The organism is Halorubellus salinus, from assembly GCF_020567525.1.
Lineage (GTDB): Archaea > Halobacteriota > Halobacteria > Halobacteriales > Natrialbaceae > Halorubellus > Halorubellus salinus.
In genome coordinates this window covers 212,962-228,017 of record NZ_JAJCVI010000003.1, presented here as the reverse complement: position 1 = coordinate 228,017, position 15,056 = coordinate 212,962, and the positions used below count along the sequence as shown (strand labels likewise).

The following is a 15,056-nucleotide window of genomic DNA, read 5'->3' as shown; positions in this document are numbered from 1 at the left end:
ACACGAAACGGTTCGTTCCGGGAGGTCAGAGTGAGCTCGTGCTCGTCCAGCTACTCGGCTCGAACGAGGAGCGACAGGTGGTGAGGACGTTTCGAGCCGCGCGTCGACGTCCCGTCAGTCGTCGTGGCGTGCTTCCAGCTCCCCGACGACCTCGGGGTTCCGGAGTGCGCTCGTGTCGCCGTAGGACTCGCCGTTCGCGATGTCCTCCAGCAGGCGACGCATGATCTTCCCGGAGCGCGTCTTCGGGAGGTCCGGCGTGAACACGACCTGGTCGAGGCGCGCGCCCGCGCCGATGGCGGCCGCGACCGCGTCGTCGAGCGCGTCCCGGAGCGTCGACACGTCGGTGCGGTCGTCGTCGGTCGTGACGTACGCGACGAGCGCGTTCCCCGAGTCCGGGTCGTCGCGCGCGATGACCGCCGCCTCCGCGACGCCGTCGACCTCGACGAGCGCGTGCTCGATCTCGCCCGTACTGAACCGGCGACCGTCGACGTTCACCACGTCGTCCGCGCGCCCCAGCACCGTCACGTACCCCGCCTCGTCGACGGTCGCCTCGTCGCCGACCCGATACCACCAGCTGGCGCCCGCGCCAGCACCTGCGTCCGCGCCCGCATCCTCGTCGGAGGGCGCGTCGGCGTCGTCGAGCGCCTCCGATTCGACCGCCACGCGTTCGCCCCACGCCGTCCCGGTCGCGAGCTCGCGCGCCATCGCCGGCCACGGTCGGTCGACGGCCAGCCACCCGCGAACGCCCGGGCCGACCGGGTCACCCGCGCCGTCGCGTACCGACACCGCGACGCCCGCGAGCGCCCGGCCCACCGAACCGGGTTTCGCGCCGTCGACGCCCGGGAGCGTCGACAACAGGACCGCGCCCGTCTCCGTCTGCCACCACGTGTCCACGACCGGACAGTCGCCGCCGCCGACGTGCTCGAAGTACCACGCCCACGTCTCCGCGTCGAACGGCTCGCCGACGCTCCCCAGGACGCGCAGCGAGGAGAGGTCGTGCCGGTCGGGGTACTCCGCGCCCCACTTCGCGAACGACCGGACGACCGTCGGCGCCGTGTAGAACACCTCCACGTCGAGGTCCTCGACGAGCGCCCACGGGCGGTCGCGGTCGACCGCGTCCGGACTCCACTCCGTCAGGACCGTCGTCGCACCGAGCGCGAGCGGCCCGTACACGCCGTAGGAGTGCCCCGTGATCCACCCCGGGTCCGCCGTCGACCACACCGTCGTGTCCGCAGTAACGTCGAGGACGCGCTCGGTCGACCACGCGACCTGCGCGAGGTACCCGCCCGTCGTGTGGGTCACGCTCTTCGGCTCGCCGGTCGTCCCCGACGTGTAGATGCGGAACAGCGGGTCGGTCGCCGCGCGCGACACAGGGTCGACGGTCGCGTCGGCGTTCGCGGCCACGAGGTCGTCGTACGCGTACCGGCCCTCGCGGTCGACGTCCGGGTCCGTCCCCAGACGGTCGACGACGACCGTCGCGTCCAGGTCGTACGACAGCGACATCGTCGCGTTGTCCGCGCGCCGCCGCTGGTCGACCGCCTCACCGCGCCGATAGTACCCGTCGCTCGTCACGAGGTACCGGGAGTCCGCGCGCTCCATCCGCGTCGCGAGCGCGTCCGCGGAGAACCCCGCGAACACGACGTTGTGGACCGCGCCGAGGCGAGCGCACGCGAGCATCGTCACGACGACCGCCGGCACCGCCGGGAGGTACGTCGTCACCACGTCGTCCTCGTTCACGCCGAGGTCGCGGAGGCCGGCGGCGACCGCGTTCACCTCCGCGTGCAACTCGCGGTACGTGTACGTCCGGGACTCCCCGAGGTGGCCGTTCCACTCGAGGGCGACCGCGTCACCGCGCTCGTCCAGGTGGCGGTCGACGCAGTTCGCGCACGCGTTCAGTTCCCCGCCCTGGAACCACTCGAACGGCGGGCCGCCGTCGGCGTCCGTCGCCAGCACGCGGTCGTAGCCGGCGGTCCAGTCGAGTGCGTCCGCGGCCGTCGCCCACGCGTCCGGCCAGTCCGCGTCGAACGACGCCCTGTCGTCCGCGGTCGGGGTCACCCGCCCCTCGAACGCCGCCGGTGGCGGAACCAGCGGTCGATCGTCGGGCGGCGCCCCGTCGGATGCCGTCATCACTCCTGCTTACTCGCTCGTTCGCTTAAGGATTGGCCTCCCTCTGGCGATACGGCGCGCTCACCGGTTCGAGCGACGCGCGGGCATCGGCAAAGAATGCGGTCGCGTCGACGCGACGGGCAGGGCGAGCGCGACGCGTCGACGCGGTGTGTCAGACAGGCTGGTGCTCCGTTCGGCCGAGGCGTCCTGGCAGGCACCCCAGCCACTTCCCCCGGAGTCGATGGGCAGTCGACTCGGGCGTGGTGCCGGCGACGATGGGCGGTCGCGCCGGCGGTTCGGTCAGGCGGACCGAAGCACCACCTCCTGCTACCACGGCATCTCACTTCAAGGACACGTTCACTCAAACGGGCGTTTGAGTCGACTCACCCTCACGGACCCACGGAACTGGTGTCGAACGAACGGGTTCCCCGTGGCGGCTGACCGCCGGTCGCGACACGGCCATTCGTCGCCCGATACCCACCACCTGTCGCTCGCACTCGTGCTCGCGTTCGCCGGCCTCGCGACCGTTCCCGTCCCCGACGGCAACGTGGCGGTCACGTCATCGCGTCGTTCCCGACGTGTGGATGCCGTCGGACGTAGTCCACGAGCCGCGGTGCGTACTCGCGGAAGTCCGGGCACTCGATGCCCTCGTCGGCGAGGACGCGCGTGGCGTTCGTCGTGTCGTACCGCGTCGGGTGCGTGAAGTAGTCGACGATCGCGGGGTCGATACCGGTCCAGTCGCGGAACGCGTCGACCTCGCGGAGCAACCACTGGAACGCGGACTTCGGGAAGCGGACGTCGAGGGTCCACGTGTTCGCCGCGGCGGCGAACGCGGCCTGCATCTCCGCGACCGACGGCGGGTCGGGGTCCGCGAGCTGGTAGACCTCCCCGCTGGTGTCCTCGCGCGCGCTGATGGCGTCGATGGCGTCGACGACGAAGTCCCGCGGGACGACGTTCACCTCGACCGCACCGGGGTCACCGAACTCGGGGACGACCGCGACACCGGGTTGGTCGAGGAAGTACTCGATGACGTGATACGGCCCGTCGTACTTCTGGGTCTCTCCGGTTTCGCTGTCGCCGACCGCGATGCTCGGCCGGTAGACCGTCGCCGGGAGACCGTCGTCCATCGCGTCCTGCACGCGGACCTCCGCGAGGAACTTCGTGGACTCGTAGTGGTTGTTGAACGACTGGCCTTCGACGAGCATGTCCGCCGTGAACTCGCCGGGGTAGCGTCCGCTCACGTAACACGTGGAGACGTAGTGGAGTCGGTCGAAGGGCTCGCAGGCGCGACAGAACTCGAGGACGCGTTCGGTGCCGTCGACGTTCACGCGCATCGCGAGGTCGCGGTCGACGGCGAGGTCGTAGACGGCGGCGAGGTGGTACACCTCGGTCGTCCGGTCTGCGAGTACGTCGGGAGCGAAGTCGCCCTCTTCGGGGAGTCCGAGGTCGGGTTCGGTGATGTCGCCCTCGACGAGCGCGACGGCGTCGTCGACGTCGTGCTTGCGCTCCAGGGCGTCCCGGCGTCGCTCCGCGAGGTCGCGGTAGTGGGACTGCACGAGACACGTGACGTGCTCGTCGCGCCCGAGCAGTCGGTCGACGAGTGCGCTCCCGAGGAACCCCGGGAAGCCGGTGAGGAAGACCGTGTCGGCTGGCATGGGCGTGTCGTCGGCGGGGCGTGTGAAGGGTCTGTCGCCGCCATCGCGGGTTCGATGAGCGACTTCCCCCGTCAGAATTAAGTAGGAGTGTAAAGTACGCTTTACTGTAAAGCGAGCTTTACGACAAACGCGCTTTACACACGAGCCATGTTCGAAACCGAATCAACCGACCACGACCCGCTCGCCGCCCGCCGTCGCAGCCGCCGGGTCATCTGGGGGCTCGTCGCCCTCGGCTGTCTCGCGTACCTCGCCGGCATCGCGCTCGGCCTGCCGTTCGTCGGCGTCGGCCTCTACTGGCTGTGCTGCGTCGCCTTCGTCGGCTACGGGTTCGTCACCGAGGCCGAACCGTACGACGAACGCGACCAAGAGATCCAGGCGAAAGCCGCCGGCAGCACCCTCGGTGCGGCTGCGTTCGCGCTCATCGCGGGCGGCCCCGGGATGGCCGCCCTCGAGGCTGCGAACGCGTACACCGCACCCGGCTGGTTCTGGGGTGCGATGGGCGCCCTCGCCTGTCTCTTCGGCGTCTTCACCGTCGCGATGACCTACCACCAACGCAGTACCTGACCCACTCATGTCACTCACATCGACCGACGACCCCGGACCGCTCGCAGAACGCCGCCGCGACAGACGCCTGTTCGGTGGGCTCATCGCCGCCGCGATGTTCGCGTTCTTCACGCTCGACCTCATGGGGCGCCCCATCGTCGCGGTCGCCGCCTACTGGACGTTCGTCGCCGGGGCGATCGTCGTCCTGTACCGGAGCGACGTCATCATGGACGAGCGCGACGCGGCGCTCGAACGCATCACGAGTCATCGCACCATCCAGGTGATCGGCGGCGGCCTCCTCGTGCTCGCCCCTGGTATCGACGCGCTCGCCGAGGCGAACGTCTACGACGTCCCACCGCTCGTCGACGGCGTCCTCTTCGGCTGGGGTGCCGTCTTCGTCGTCTGGGGGCTCGCCTACGGGGTGACTCGACTCCGCCGATGAGGAACCACGTCCGAGAGTACCGGACCGACGCCGACATGAGTCAGGCCGACCTCGCCGCGGCGGTCGACGTCAGCCGCCAGACCATCAACAGCATCGAGCGCGACCGCTACGACCCGTCGCTCGAGCTCGCGCTGAAGCTCGCCGCGTACTTCGACTGCCTCGTCGAGGACCTCTTCGAACTCGAGGCCGACGAGGCGGCGTAATTCACGAGATAACCCGAGACACGCACGCGAACGGACCGACAGACCGAGTATCGCTCGCTCGACAGCCGCTCGCTCGATAGCCACGGGACCGCCCCGACACACACGCTACGACACGGATACGCCCACCGATGACAGACGCACACACCACCACGTCCGGAGTTACATCGCCCACCAATTCGCTCGCCGCCGTCGCCGCCCTCGGTAGCGTCCTCTGGGTCGTCGGCGAGTTCGCCATCCGCCAAGGCCTCACGCGACCGCTCGCGGACCTCCCCGGGTTCGGTGAGGTCGCCCCGATCGCGACGCTCGCGCTCACCGGCGTCGTGCTCGCACCGCTCGTCGCGGTCCTCGGGACGCGCGTCGGCATCGACCCCGCGGACTGGGAGCTCTCGCTCTCGAAGCGCGGTGTCGTCGCTGCTGTCGCCACGCTACCAGCGTACTACGTGTTCATCATCGCCGCGTCGGCGGTCGCCGCCGCCGTGTTCGGTATCGACCCCGCTGCCGGCACGCGCGGCTTCTGGGCCGCCGAGCTCTCGACGGGCGCGCTCGTCGCGCTCGTCGCCGTGAACGGCGTCCTCGGGCCGATCGCCGAGGAGATCGCGTGGCGCGGCGTCGTCCAGACCGCGCTCACCGACGCGTTCGGCGCCCTCGCCGGCATCGCCCTCACCGCCGTCGTCTTCGCCGCCAAGCACGTCGTCGTCGACCTCGGCGCAACACCGATGCGCGTCGCCACCCTCCTGTTCCTCGCGTTCGCCTGGGGCGTCCTCCGGCACCGGTACGGAACTGGCAGCGCGATGATCGCGCACGTCCTCGCCAACACAACTGCGACCGCATCGCTGCTGTTCGTATAGAATCCACGCACCCCTCTTTCTCCCCGGACCCCTCTTTCTCCCCTGGACCCCTCTTTCTCCTCGCCTCCCGCTCGCGAGCGCGGCGCGCACCGCTCGCCGCGGTGGGCGCGCGTGCTCGCGCCAAGGATACTCGGTGAGTGCGGTGGCCGCTAGCCCTGGGGGATGCCCAAACGGTTACGTGGACTCGACCGTTGCTGGCTGGTATGAGTGCGCGGACGCGGGTGACGAGCGTTGAGGCGGTACACGAGTCGGGGTCGTACCTGTTCGCGGTTCGGGATTCGTACGGCGACGATGGGGAGGTGGTGGTGGTGCCGTGCGAGGACGGGGTGGCTGCGTTCCGGAACTACTGCGTGCACGAGAGCGATCAGCGGCTCGCTCGGGAGGGTGTTGGGGCGGTGGTTCGGGATGGGGAGATGATCTGTCCGCGGCATGGGTCGACGTTCGATACGTGTTCGGGGGATTGTGACAACGGGAAGGCAGAGGGGATGACGCTCGCGGACGTGGACATCGAGGTGGTGGACGGGCAGATGTATCTGGTTGACGAGGAGTTGACGTACCTCTACGAGGGGCCGGTGCAGGGCGACGACGACGATGACGATATGCCGTCGTCGACGTCGCATATCAACCTGTGAGTGCGTTGAGTGCGAGTCACCTGGTCGCAGTCTTCTGGTTTTCTGTTCAGTGTTACTGGTCAGTGTAACTTGTTTCTGCGTGCTGGTGGTTGGTCCTGGCGTCTGCCGGCTGCACCGTTGTCGTGTGCTAGCAGCTATCTGGTGGTGTCTGTGCGAGTGGTGTTGACCCGGGGGTAGTTCGACGGTCGCGAGACGCGTGGGCTCGTCTCCGGGACCAGTCGGTCGTCGCCGTCGGCGACGGGTCGGCGGTGGGAGTAGCGGGAGCTGGTCGGGTCAGCGTCGCGTCGTCATGCGGCCGTGTTCGCGGACGGCGGCGGCGAGGTCGCGGTAGAGGGGCGCGCAGGAGTCCTCGGGCGTCCGGTGTGGTGCGACCGCGCCGAGCGTGTCGAAGTCGCCGACGAGCACGAGGCGTTTCCGGGCGCGGGTGAGGGCGACGTTGAGGCGGCGTGGGCCGACGGCGGGCGTCTCGAGGAACCCGCTGTCGCCGGTGTCGTTGCTGCGGACGAACGAGACGACGATCGCTTCGCGCTCTCCGCCCTGGAAGGAGTCGACGGTGTCGACGGTGACGTGCTGGCCGCCGGGGACGTCGCCGGTCGCGAGCTGCGAGCGGATGCGGTCGGCTTGGGCGGCGTACATCGAGATGACGGCGACGTCCTCCGGGTCGAGTGCGCCGTCGACGAGCGAGCGGACCTCGGCTGTGACGACGTCGGCCTCGGTCGGGTTGTGGTAGGAGTCGCCGCCTGCTTCCTGGCGTTCGGGCCCGTGGACGTCGACGGCGACGAGTGGCTCGCGGTCGTCGACGCGCCAGTCGGCGTTCCGGGTGGCGGTCTCGAGCTGGCCGTCGTAGAACGCGTCGTTCGGGAACGCGGCGATGGCGTCGTGCATCCGGTACTGGCGGCCGAGGAGCACGGCGACGTCGTCGCCGTACGCGTCGAGGACGTCCTCGAACCACGACCGTCGGACGGCGGCGTCGCTGCGGCCGCCTTCGCTGGTTGCGTTGCCACCGCTGGTGGGGTCAGCGTCGTTCGTTGGGTCGGCGTCGCTCGTGGGGTCGGCGTCGCTTGTGGCGTACGGTGGTAGCTGTTTGTGGTCGCCGGCGAGCACGACGCGCTGGGCGGCGTCGAGGACGATGGCGGTCGCGGGGCGACTGGCTTGCGTCGCTTCGTCGACGATGCCGACGTCGAACTCGTTGGTCTCGAAGCGCGCGGCGCCGTTCGTGGTGGCGGCGACGACGTCGGCGTTCGCGACGGATGCGCTCGCGTACTCGCGGTTCACGACGTCGTTCGTGGACTGGCGGCCGACGCGGGCGACGTCGACGTCGAGGTCGCCCTGTTCGCCGGTCGCGAAGGCGTGGAGCGTCCCGGGTTCGGGTGCGTCGAGGGTGCTGTCGCCGACGAGGAGGTTGTCGACGGCCTGGTTCGAGTGCGCGGTGACGAGCACGCGTTCGCCGCGGCTCGCGGCGTGCAGGACGAACGCGGTGAGCGTCCGGGTCTTCCCGGTTCCGGGTGGGCCGTGGACGAGTGCGACGTCCCGGGCGTCCGCGGCCCACTTCAGTGCGCGTTCCTGGTACTCGTTCAGGTCGAGTGGCGTGCTCGGCGTCGACAGGGTGTCGCCGTCGAACCGGATCGGGCGCGTGGTCGCGAACAGCGCGCGCTTCTCGTCGCGGTCGGCGACCGCGTCGAGTGCGTCGGTTCGTCGTTCGAACGGGACGGGGTTCAGGAGTGGGGCGACGTAGAAGTCGCGGTCGCGGTCCGTGAGGAGTGCCTCGAACCGCTCCAGTGGGACGTCGCCGGCGCGTGCGGGTTTGACGCGAATGATGGGGTCGTCGACGCGGGTGGTGCGGACGGCGAGTGGCAGGTCGGGGTCGTGGTCGTCGCTGTCGACGAGGAGGACGCTGTCGCGATGCAGCGTCGGGCGCGTTCGCCCCTCGTGTGCGTTCGTCGTGGATCCTTCCGGTCGTTGGAGGACGAACTCGCCGATGTGGTCCTCGCGGTTCGCGCGCCCGAGGGAGACGAAGGGGCCGGCTGCGACGCCTTCGTTCGCGAGCGCGCGGAGGGTGGCGTTCCGGTGGCGGGCGCGGTTCGCGCGTCTGGCGGCGGCGCGCTCCGCGGTCACGGTCGCCCGGAGGTCGTCGAAGAACGCGGCCACGTCGTCTGGCGACCGCGACGCGTCGGGGTCGACGACCGTCGGCGGCACCGCGTCCGTGCGCTCGTCGCCGTCGGCTGCGCTTGCCGTGGGCTCGTCCGACCCGGAGTCCGCGTCGGAGTGCTCGTCGGGATGCCACAGTCGCAAGCGGTCACAGACCGTCGTTCGCGCCGCCTCGGCGACGTCGACGAACCGGACCATGCCGTCGATGCCGAACCCGATGTCGTACCACCCGAACTGTTCGGCGTCGGGTCGCCAGAGGACGTACTCGTCGGTGACGCGCGGCCCGTCGGCTGCGTGCAGTGGGACCGCGTACCCCTTCGCGTCCGGCGGCGATTCCCGGACCGTCTCCGCAGCGCGGTCCAGTGCCGTCGCGAGAGCGCTCGCCCCCATCGTCCCCCCGAACCGCTCCGGGTCGCCCGGCTCGTCGGCCGCGCCGTACAGGGTCGCGCCAGCGACGCTCCACGCGTCGTCGAGGTCGTCGACGCGTTCGTCGGTCGTCCCGTGGTCTCCTCCCGGCATGGCGAGTGGTCTCGTCCGTGCGGAATCGACCGTGCGGCTTAGGCGCTCCGTTCGCGGACAGCGACTCGCCCGGTGTGAGCGTCGAACTCGCTCGGTGCGTCGAACTCACTCGGTGCGGACGCCGTGGAACTCGAAGCGGGCGCCGCCGTCGTCGCTCTCGTCGACGGTGACGGTCCAGCCGTGTTCGCGGGCGACGTCCTGGACGATGGCGAGCCCGAACCCGGTGCCGGTCTCGGAGGTCGTGTGGCCGGTGTCGAACACGCGGTCGCGTTCTCGCTCTGGGATGCCGGGGCCGTCGTCGGCGACGAAGAACCCGTCGTCGAGCGCGCCGACCGTGATGGTGACCGCGCCGCGCTCGGTCGCATCGTCGTGCTCGCCGGGTCCGTCCGTCGGTCGCGTCTCGGCGCCGGCCGCGGCTGGCTGTGTGGTCGTCGCGCCGTGTTCGACGCTGTCACCGGACCCCGTCCGGGAACCGGTCGAGCCGTGCTCGACTGCGTTCCGGACGAGGTTCTCGACGAGGTGACTGAGTCGGCGTTCGTCCGCCCAGATGGTCGCGTTCTCCTCGAACGTCACGGTTGCGTCGCCGACGTCGAGCGTTCGGAGGCAGCTTTCGACGAGGTCGTGGAGGTCGACGGGCGCGGGTTCGAGGTTCGCGTCGCCGTGTCGCGCGACCGCGAGGACGTCCTCGATGATGGCGTCCATCCGTTCGAGCGCGTCGGATGCCCTGTCGAGATGCGGGTCGTCGCAGTCCATCGCGACGAGGTCGATGGCGCCGGTCGCGACCGCGAGCGGGTTCCGGAGGTCGTGACTGACGACGCTCGCGAACCGCTCCAGGCGCTCGTTCGTCGCTTCGAGCTCGCGCTGTCGCTCGTGGCGTTCGGTCACGTCCCGGTTCACCGCGAGGACGCCTTCGACGGTCGGGTCCTCGAGGAGGTTCACGGCGCGGTTCTCCATCCACCGCCAGTCGCCGTCCTGGTTCCGGTAGCGGTACTCGGTCGTCACCGCTTCGGTCGGGTTCGCGAGGAGGTACTCGAAGTCCGCGAGGACCTCCTGGCGGTCGTCCGGGTGGATGTACTCGATGACGTTCTCGCCGATGAGGTCGCGGCGTTCGTACCCGAGGACGTCAGCGGACGGTTGACTCTGGAACGTGATCTCGCCGTCTGCGTCGGTGACGTAGAACGCGTCCGGGCTGTTCTCGAGGAGTGCCTCCTGGCGGTGCAGGCGGCGTTCGCGGTCGCGGCGCTCGGTGACGTCGCGCGCGAACCCCTGGACGATGTGGACGCCGTCGCCGCGGTACACCGGGCTGGCGCTGACCTCGGTGTCGATACGGACGCCGTCCTGGCGTCGCAGGACCACCGAGAGGTCGTGGACGACCTCGCCGTCGAGGACGCGCTGGAACCCCGAGACGGCCGTCCCGAGGTCGTCGGGGTCGACGAGCACGTTGAATGGCTCGTCGACGAGGTCCGCTGGCGCGTACCCGAGCAGGTGCTCGACGGCGGGCGAGACGTACCGGATGGTGCCGTCCGCTTCGATGCGGAACACCGCGTCCGGACTGAGTTCGGCTATCTCCCGGAACCGGCGTTCGCTCTTCCGGCGACTGGACGCGTCGAGCGGGACGCGGTCGGTTCGGGGGGTCGTGGTCTGCGTTCCTTCGACGGCCCCACGGACGCGCTTCGCGAGCTCCTTGGCGGTGCGCTGCCCTGGTGACGACGCCACGTAGTCGGTGACGCCTCGCCGGACGGCCTCGCTCGCCACCGCCTCGCTGCCCTGGCCGGTCGCGAGCACGAACGGGAGGACGGGGTCGCGCTCGCGGACGGCGGCGAGGAACTCGGTGCCGGTGGCGTCGGAGAGCGGGTAGTCGGCGAGCACGCAGTCGTAGGTCTCGGTCTCGAGTCGCGCGAGCGCAGCCTCGGCGGTCGTCGCGACGTCGACCTCAAGGACGTCCGCCTCGTGCTCCAGGGCGGTGCGTACTCGCGACGCTATCTCGCCCTCGGCCGGGACGAGCAGCACGCGGACGGGTTCTGACATGAGAGACGTACGATGCGGTTCGGCAAAAGTGCTGACCCTGTGCTGGTGGAACCGGCCGCGAGTGCGACAGGTTGCGTCGGCACCATCGCAGTCGTTCGAATCCCGCCCCGGGTGACTCGCTCACCCGCGGCCGCCGTTCCCGTCGCTGGTCTCCCGGTCGCCGCGGTCGCTGGTCTCCCGGTCGCCGCGGTCGCTGGTCTCCCGGTCGTCGTTCCGGTCGGTGCCGGAGTCCATGCCGGATTGCATGAACTGCGCGAGGATGCCGCCGATGCGGGAGTCGGCGGTCCACATCGCCTCCTCGCCGAGCGGGTCGTCGGCGGTCTCGACGGCGAGGAGGACCGTGCTGTCGTCGACCATGAGTGCGCGTCCGGCGAAGTCCGCGGGGTTGTCCTCGGACATGACGACGACCTGGACGGGGTCGTCGGCGAACCGGTCGTTCACCGACCGGTCGGCGGTGAGGACGGTGACGCGTCGGCCGCGGTCGGCGGCGTCGCGGAGCGACGCGGCGACGCGCTCGCCGAGCGAATCGCCTTCTGGGGCGACGAGGACGACGAACGCGTCGGCGTCGTCGACCAGGGAGACGATGCGGTCGTCGATGGGTTGGCGACCCCGGAGCGTGGAGACGTCCTGGCTCTTCCCGTGGTCGCTCCCGGTGGCCTGGATGGTTTCGAGGTTCTCGAACGCGCGCGTGCGCTCCCGGTCGAGGCGCTCGGTGAGGAGGTCGCGAGCGGTCACCAGGTCGACGGGCCGGTACTCCTTCGGGCTGGATTCGACGACCTCGACGAGGCCGCGTTCGGCGAGTTCGTCCGCGGCGCCGTACACCTGCGAGCGCGGGACCTCGGAGCGGTCGCTGACGGCCTGTGCGGTCCCGGACCCGAGTTCCTGGAGGGCGACGAACACGCGCGCCTCGTAGTTCGGGAGTCCGAGTCGTTTCAGTGCGGCGACGGCGTCCTGTGCGCTCATGGGCTGATGGGCTGGGTCTGTGCCGGGGTGGCGTGTGTTGGGTGGCGTCGTGACCAGCGTTCGGTCCCGACGTCGCGACCGCGCGGTTCGTCGTCGAACGCGGTCGAGTCTGGTGGTATCGCCCCTACGTGGAGGGGTCGTATCAGTCCCCCGGTGTCGACGCCAGCGTTTGTTGTAGGATTCTACAATACTTATTTACACCGGCGTCGTAGGGACGACCAGATGACACTCCCGGCACGCTACGCGGCCCTCGTCACCACCTACAGCAAGACGGTGGTCGCGCTCATGCTCGTCGCGACGCTCGTCGTCGGCGCCGGCGCGGCGAGCCTCGACGGCGGGCTCTCCATCACGAGCTTCGAGAGCGACTCCACGGCCGCACAGAAACTCGACTACGCCGAGGCGAACTTCACGACCGACGGCGAGAACAGCACGGTCGTGCAGGTCGTCGTCCGCGGCGACGACGTCCTCACGAAGGAATCGCTGCTGTCGACGCTCCGGTTCCAGCGCACGATACGCGACGACCCCGACGTGAACGCCACGCTCCGCGACGACCAGCCCGTCGTCGGCCTCTCGAACGTCGTCGCCACCGCCGCGATACGCGCCGAACGAGCGCGCGAGGGCGGCGGTGGTTCGAGCGACGGGAACGGGTCAAGTGGTGGGCCGCCCGCGGGCGACGGTGGCGCTGGCCCGCCGAGCCAGCCGACGCTCGACGAACAGATCGCGCAACTGGAGTCGATGTCGCCCGACGAGGTCGAGACCGCCGTCGCGGACGTCCTCGACCCCGAGCGCGACGACCGCGGGCCCGTCGACCCGTACACGCTCCTCGCCACCGACTACGAGGCCGGGTCGACGACCGCGAGCGGCCGCATCACGTTCGCCTTCCAGGACACGACCGGGGCCGAGTCCGACGAGCTCCCCGCGGCCGTGACCGACGCGCAACTCGCCATCCAGACGTACGCCGAGGACACCATCGAGCCGGCTGGCGCGTTCGCGTTCGGCCTCGGTATCGTCGACGAGGAGGCCGGGACCGCGACCGGCGAGAGCTTCGCGTTCATCTCGCCCGTCGCACTCCTCCTCATCGTCGCACTCCTCGGGATCGCGTACCGGGACGTCCTCGACGTCGCGCTCGGCCTCCTCGGCGTCGTCCTCGTCCTCGTCTGGATGGGTGGCGCGATGGGGTGGCTCGGCATCGGCGTCACCCAGCTCATCATCGCCGTGCCGTTCCTCCTCATCGGATTGAGTATCGACTACGCCCTCCACGTCGTCATGCGCTACCGGGAGGCACGCGTCGACGACCCGGACCGCGACGTCCGGCAGGCGATGACGCGCGGCCTCACGGGCGTCGTCGTCGCCATCGGCGCGGCGACGTTTTCGACCGCGGTCGGGTTCGGGTCGAACCTCGTCAGTCCCATCGTCTCCATCCAGCAGTTCGGGACCGTCGCCGCGGTCGGTATCGTCTCCGCGTTCCTCGTCTTCGGCGTCCTCCTGCCGCCGCTGAAGGTCGAACTGGAGGAGCTCGCGGAACGCGTCGGGTTCGCTCGCGAGAAGCGCCCGTTCGGTCGCGGCGGGGTCGCCGGCCGCGCGCTCTCGTCCGGTGCGACGGTCGCACGGAAGGCGCCCGTGGTCGTCGTCGCGCTCGCACTCGTCCTCAGCGCCGGTGGCGGCCTCGCCGCGACCGACATCGACACGAGCATCGACCAGGTGGACTTCCTCCCGCGGGACACGCCCGAGTGGATGGAGTCGCTCCCCGAGCCGTTCGCGCCGAGCGACTACTCGCTCCGGTCGAACGCGGTCTACATCAACGAGCAGTTCGTGCAGTCCCGCGACCAGTCCAGGGCGATATTCCTCGTGGAGGGTGACGTCACCGCACCAGACACGCTCGAACGGATCGCTGCCGCCGAGGCCGACCTGGAGGAGACCGAGACCGCCGTCACGCTCGCCGACGGGAGCCTCCGCGTCGACGGCCCGCTCGAGGTCGTGAAGCGGACCGCCGCCACGAACGGGACGGTCGCGGACGTCGTCGCCCGCAACGACGCGGACGGCGACGGCGTGCCAGACGGGAACCTCTCCGCGGTCTACGACGCGGTCTACCGCGCGAACCCCGACGCGGCCGAAGCGGCGTTCTACCGCGAGGACGGCGAGTACCGCGCGCTCCGCGTGAGCGTCGCGCTCGTCGGCGGCGCAGACACCGGCACCGTCACCGCGGAGATGCGCGACGTCGCGACCGCTGTGGAATCCGGGAGCGACCTCACCGTCACCGCCACCGGGTCGCCCATCGTCCAGGAACTCGTCCAGCGCGGCCTCCTGGAGACGCTCGTCACCGGGTTCGCGATCACGTTCGGCGTCATCGTCGTCTTCCTGACGGGTATCTTCTGGCGGCGGTACGACACCCTCACGCTCGGCGCGGTCGTGATGACACCGGTGGTGTTCGCGCTCGCGTGGCTGTTCGGGACGATGTACCTCGCCGGCATCTCGTTCAACACGGAGACCGCGATCATCGCGAGCATCGCCATCGGCGTCGGCGTCGACTACGCCATCCACATCGGCGAACGCTTCATGGAGGAACTCGGCGAGCAAGGCGACGCCGTACTGGCGCTCGAACGCACCCTCCAGGGCACCGGTGGCGCGCTCCTCGCGAGCGCCGTCTCCACCGCTGGCGGGTTCGGCGTCCTCATGCTCGCGCTCGTCCCGAGCCTCCAGCGGTTCGGGTTCGTGACCGCGACCGCCATCGCTTACGCGTTCCTCGCGAGCGTCCTCGTCCTCCCGAGTCTCCTCGTCCTCTGGACGCGGTACGTCGACGTCGACGTCGAACCGGCCGCTCGCGCCACGCCCGGCGACGACTGACCGCCGACGCCACTCACACCGACGGCCGTGGAACGGTCGACTATCGGGCGGCGGAATCGGGAGTGCGTGAAAGGACCGATCGTCGAGCGCGGAGAACGAGTCTCGGGGCTGTCGAACTGCTGGTG

At 70.2% G+C, this 15,056-nt stretch carries 11 protein-coding genes; 6 read left to right on the top strand and 5 right to left on the bottom strand.

Going from position 1 to position 15,056, the window contains the following annotated elements; genetic code table 11:
- Window positions 1-114: 114 nt before the first annotated feature.
- Both LI336_RS09400 and LI336_RS09395 read right to left on the bottom strand, forming a co-directional pair.
- On the bottom strand, window positions 115-2,127 hold the full coding sequence (locus LI336_RS09400; RefSeq protein ID WP_227132867.1) for an acetate--CoA ligase: 2,013 nt from the start codon (window positions 2,125-2,127) through the stop codon (window positions 115-117).
- Window positions 2,128-2,660: 533 nt separating this feature from the next.
- Window positions 2,661-3,761 carry an SDR family oxidoreductase gene (locus LI336_RS09395; protein WP_227132866.1) on the bottom strand — a complete coding sequence of 367 codons (1,101 nt, stop codon included), beginning with the start codon at window positions 3,759-3,761 and terminating at the stop codon, window positions 2,661-2,663.
- A 147-nt stretch (window positions 3,762-3,908) separates the two neighbouring features.
- Here LI336_RS09395 and LI336_RS09390 point away from each other — a divergent pair, with 147 nt between their 5' ends.
- From LI336_RS09390 to LI336_RS09370, 5 genes are all read left to right on the top strand, one after another.
- Window positions 3,909-4,325, top strand: coding sequence for a DUF2178 domain-containing protein (locus LI336_RS09390; RefSeq protein ID WP_227132865.1), 417 nt, complete (start codon window positions 3,909-3,911; stop codon window positions 4,323-4,325).
- 7 nt (window positions 4,326-4,332) lie between these two features.
- On the top strand, window positions 4,333-4,746 hold the full coding sequence (locus LI336_RS09385; protein ID WP_227132864.1) for a DUF2178 domain-containing protein: 414 nt from the start codon (window positions 4,333-4,335) through the stop codon (window positions 4,744-4,746).
- Window positions 4,743-4,949 carry a helix-turn-helix transcriptional regulator gene (locus tag LI336_RS09380; RefSeq protein ID WP_227132863.1) on the top strand — a complete coding sequence of 69 codons (207 nt, stop codon included), beginning with the start codon at window positions 4,743-4,745 and terminating at the stop codon, window positions 4,947-4,949. Before LI336_RS09385 ends, LI336_RS09380 begins: the two co-directional genes overlap by 4 nt.
- A gap of 128 nt (window positions 4,950-5,077) precedes the next feature.
- Window positions 5,078-5,797 carry a CPBP family intramembrane glutamic endopeptidase gene (locus tag LI336_RS09375; RefSeq protein WP_227132862.1) on the top strand — a complete coding sequence of 240 codons (720 nt, stop codon included), beginning with the start codon at window positions 5,078-5,080 and terminating at the stop codon, window positions 5,795-5,797.
- A gap of 203 nt (window positions 5,798-6,000) precedes the next feature.
- Window positions 6,001-6,429 (top strand): Rieske (2Fe-2S) protein, encoded by a 429-nt coding sequence (locus LI336_RS09370; protein ID WP_227132861.1) that lies wholly within the window; start codon window positions 6,001-6,003, stop codon window positions 6,427-6,429.
- A gap of 273 nt (window positions 6,430-6,702) precedes the next feature.
- Here the strand turns inward: LI336_RS09370 and LI336_RS09365 are convergent, their stop codons facing one another.
- From LI336_RS09365 to LI336_RS09355, 3 genes are all read right to left on the bottom strand, one after another.
- A complete protein-coding gene (locus tag LI336_RS09365) occupies window positions 6,703-9,096 on the bottom strand; it encodes an AAA domain-containing protein (protein ID WP_227132860.1) in 2,394 nt (797 codons plus the stop codon).
- Window positions 9,097-9,201: 105 nt separating this feature from the next.
- Window positions 9,202-11,124, bottom strand: a complete 1,923-nt coding sequence (locus LI336_RS09360) for a PAS domain S-box protein (RefSeq protein ID WP_227132859.1) — start codon at window positions 11,122-11,124, stop codon at window positions 9,202-9,204.
- A 120-nt stretch (window positions 11,125-11,244) separates the two neighbouring features.
- Window positions 11,245-12,087: a TrmB family transcriptional regulator gene (locus tag LI336_RS09355; protein WP_227132858.1), complete on the bottom strand. Its 843-nt coding sequence runs from the start codon at window positions 12,085-12,087 to the stop codon at window positions 11,245-11,247.
- A gap of 222 nt (window positions 12,088-12,309) precedes the next feature.
- Between LI336_RS09355 and LI336_RS09350 the strand changes: the two genes are divergently transcribed.
- Complete coding sequence (locus LI336_RS09350; RefSeq protein ID WP_227132857.1) at window positions 12,310-14,931, top strand: efflux RND transporter permease subunit; 2,622 nt, start codon at window positions 12,310-12,312, stop codon at window positions 14,929-14,931.
- Window positions 14,932-15,056: the final 125 nt, after the last annotated feature.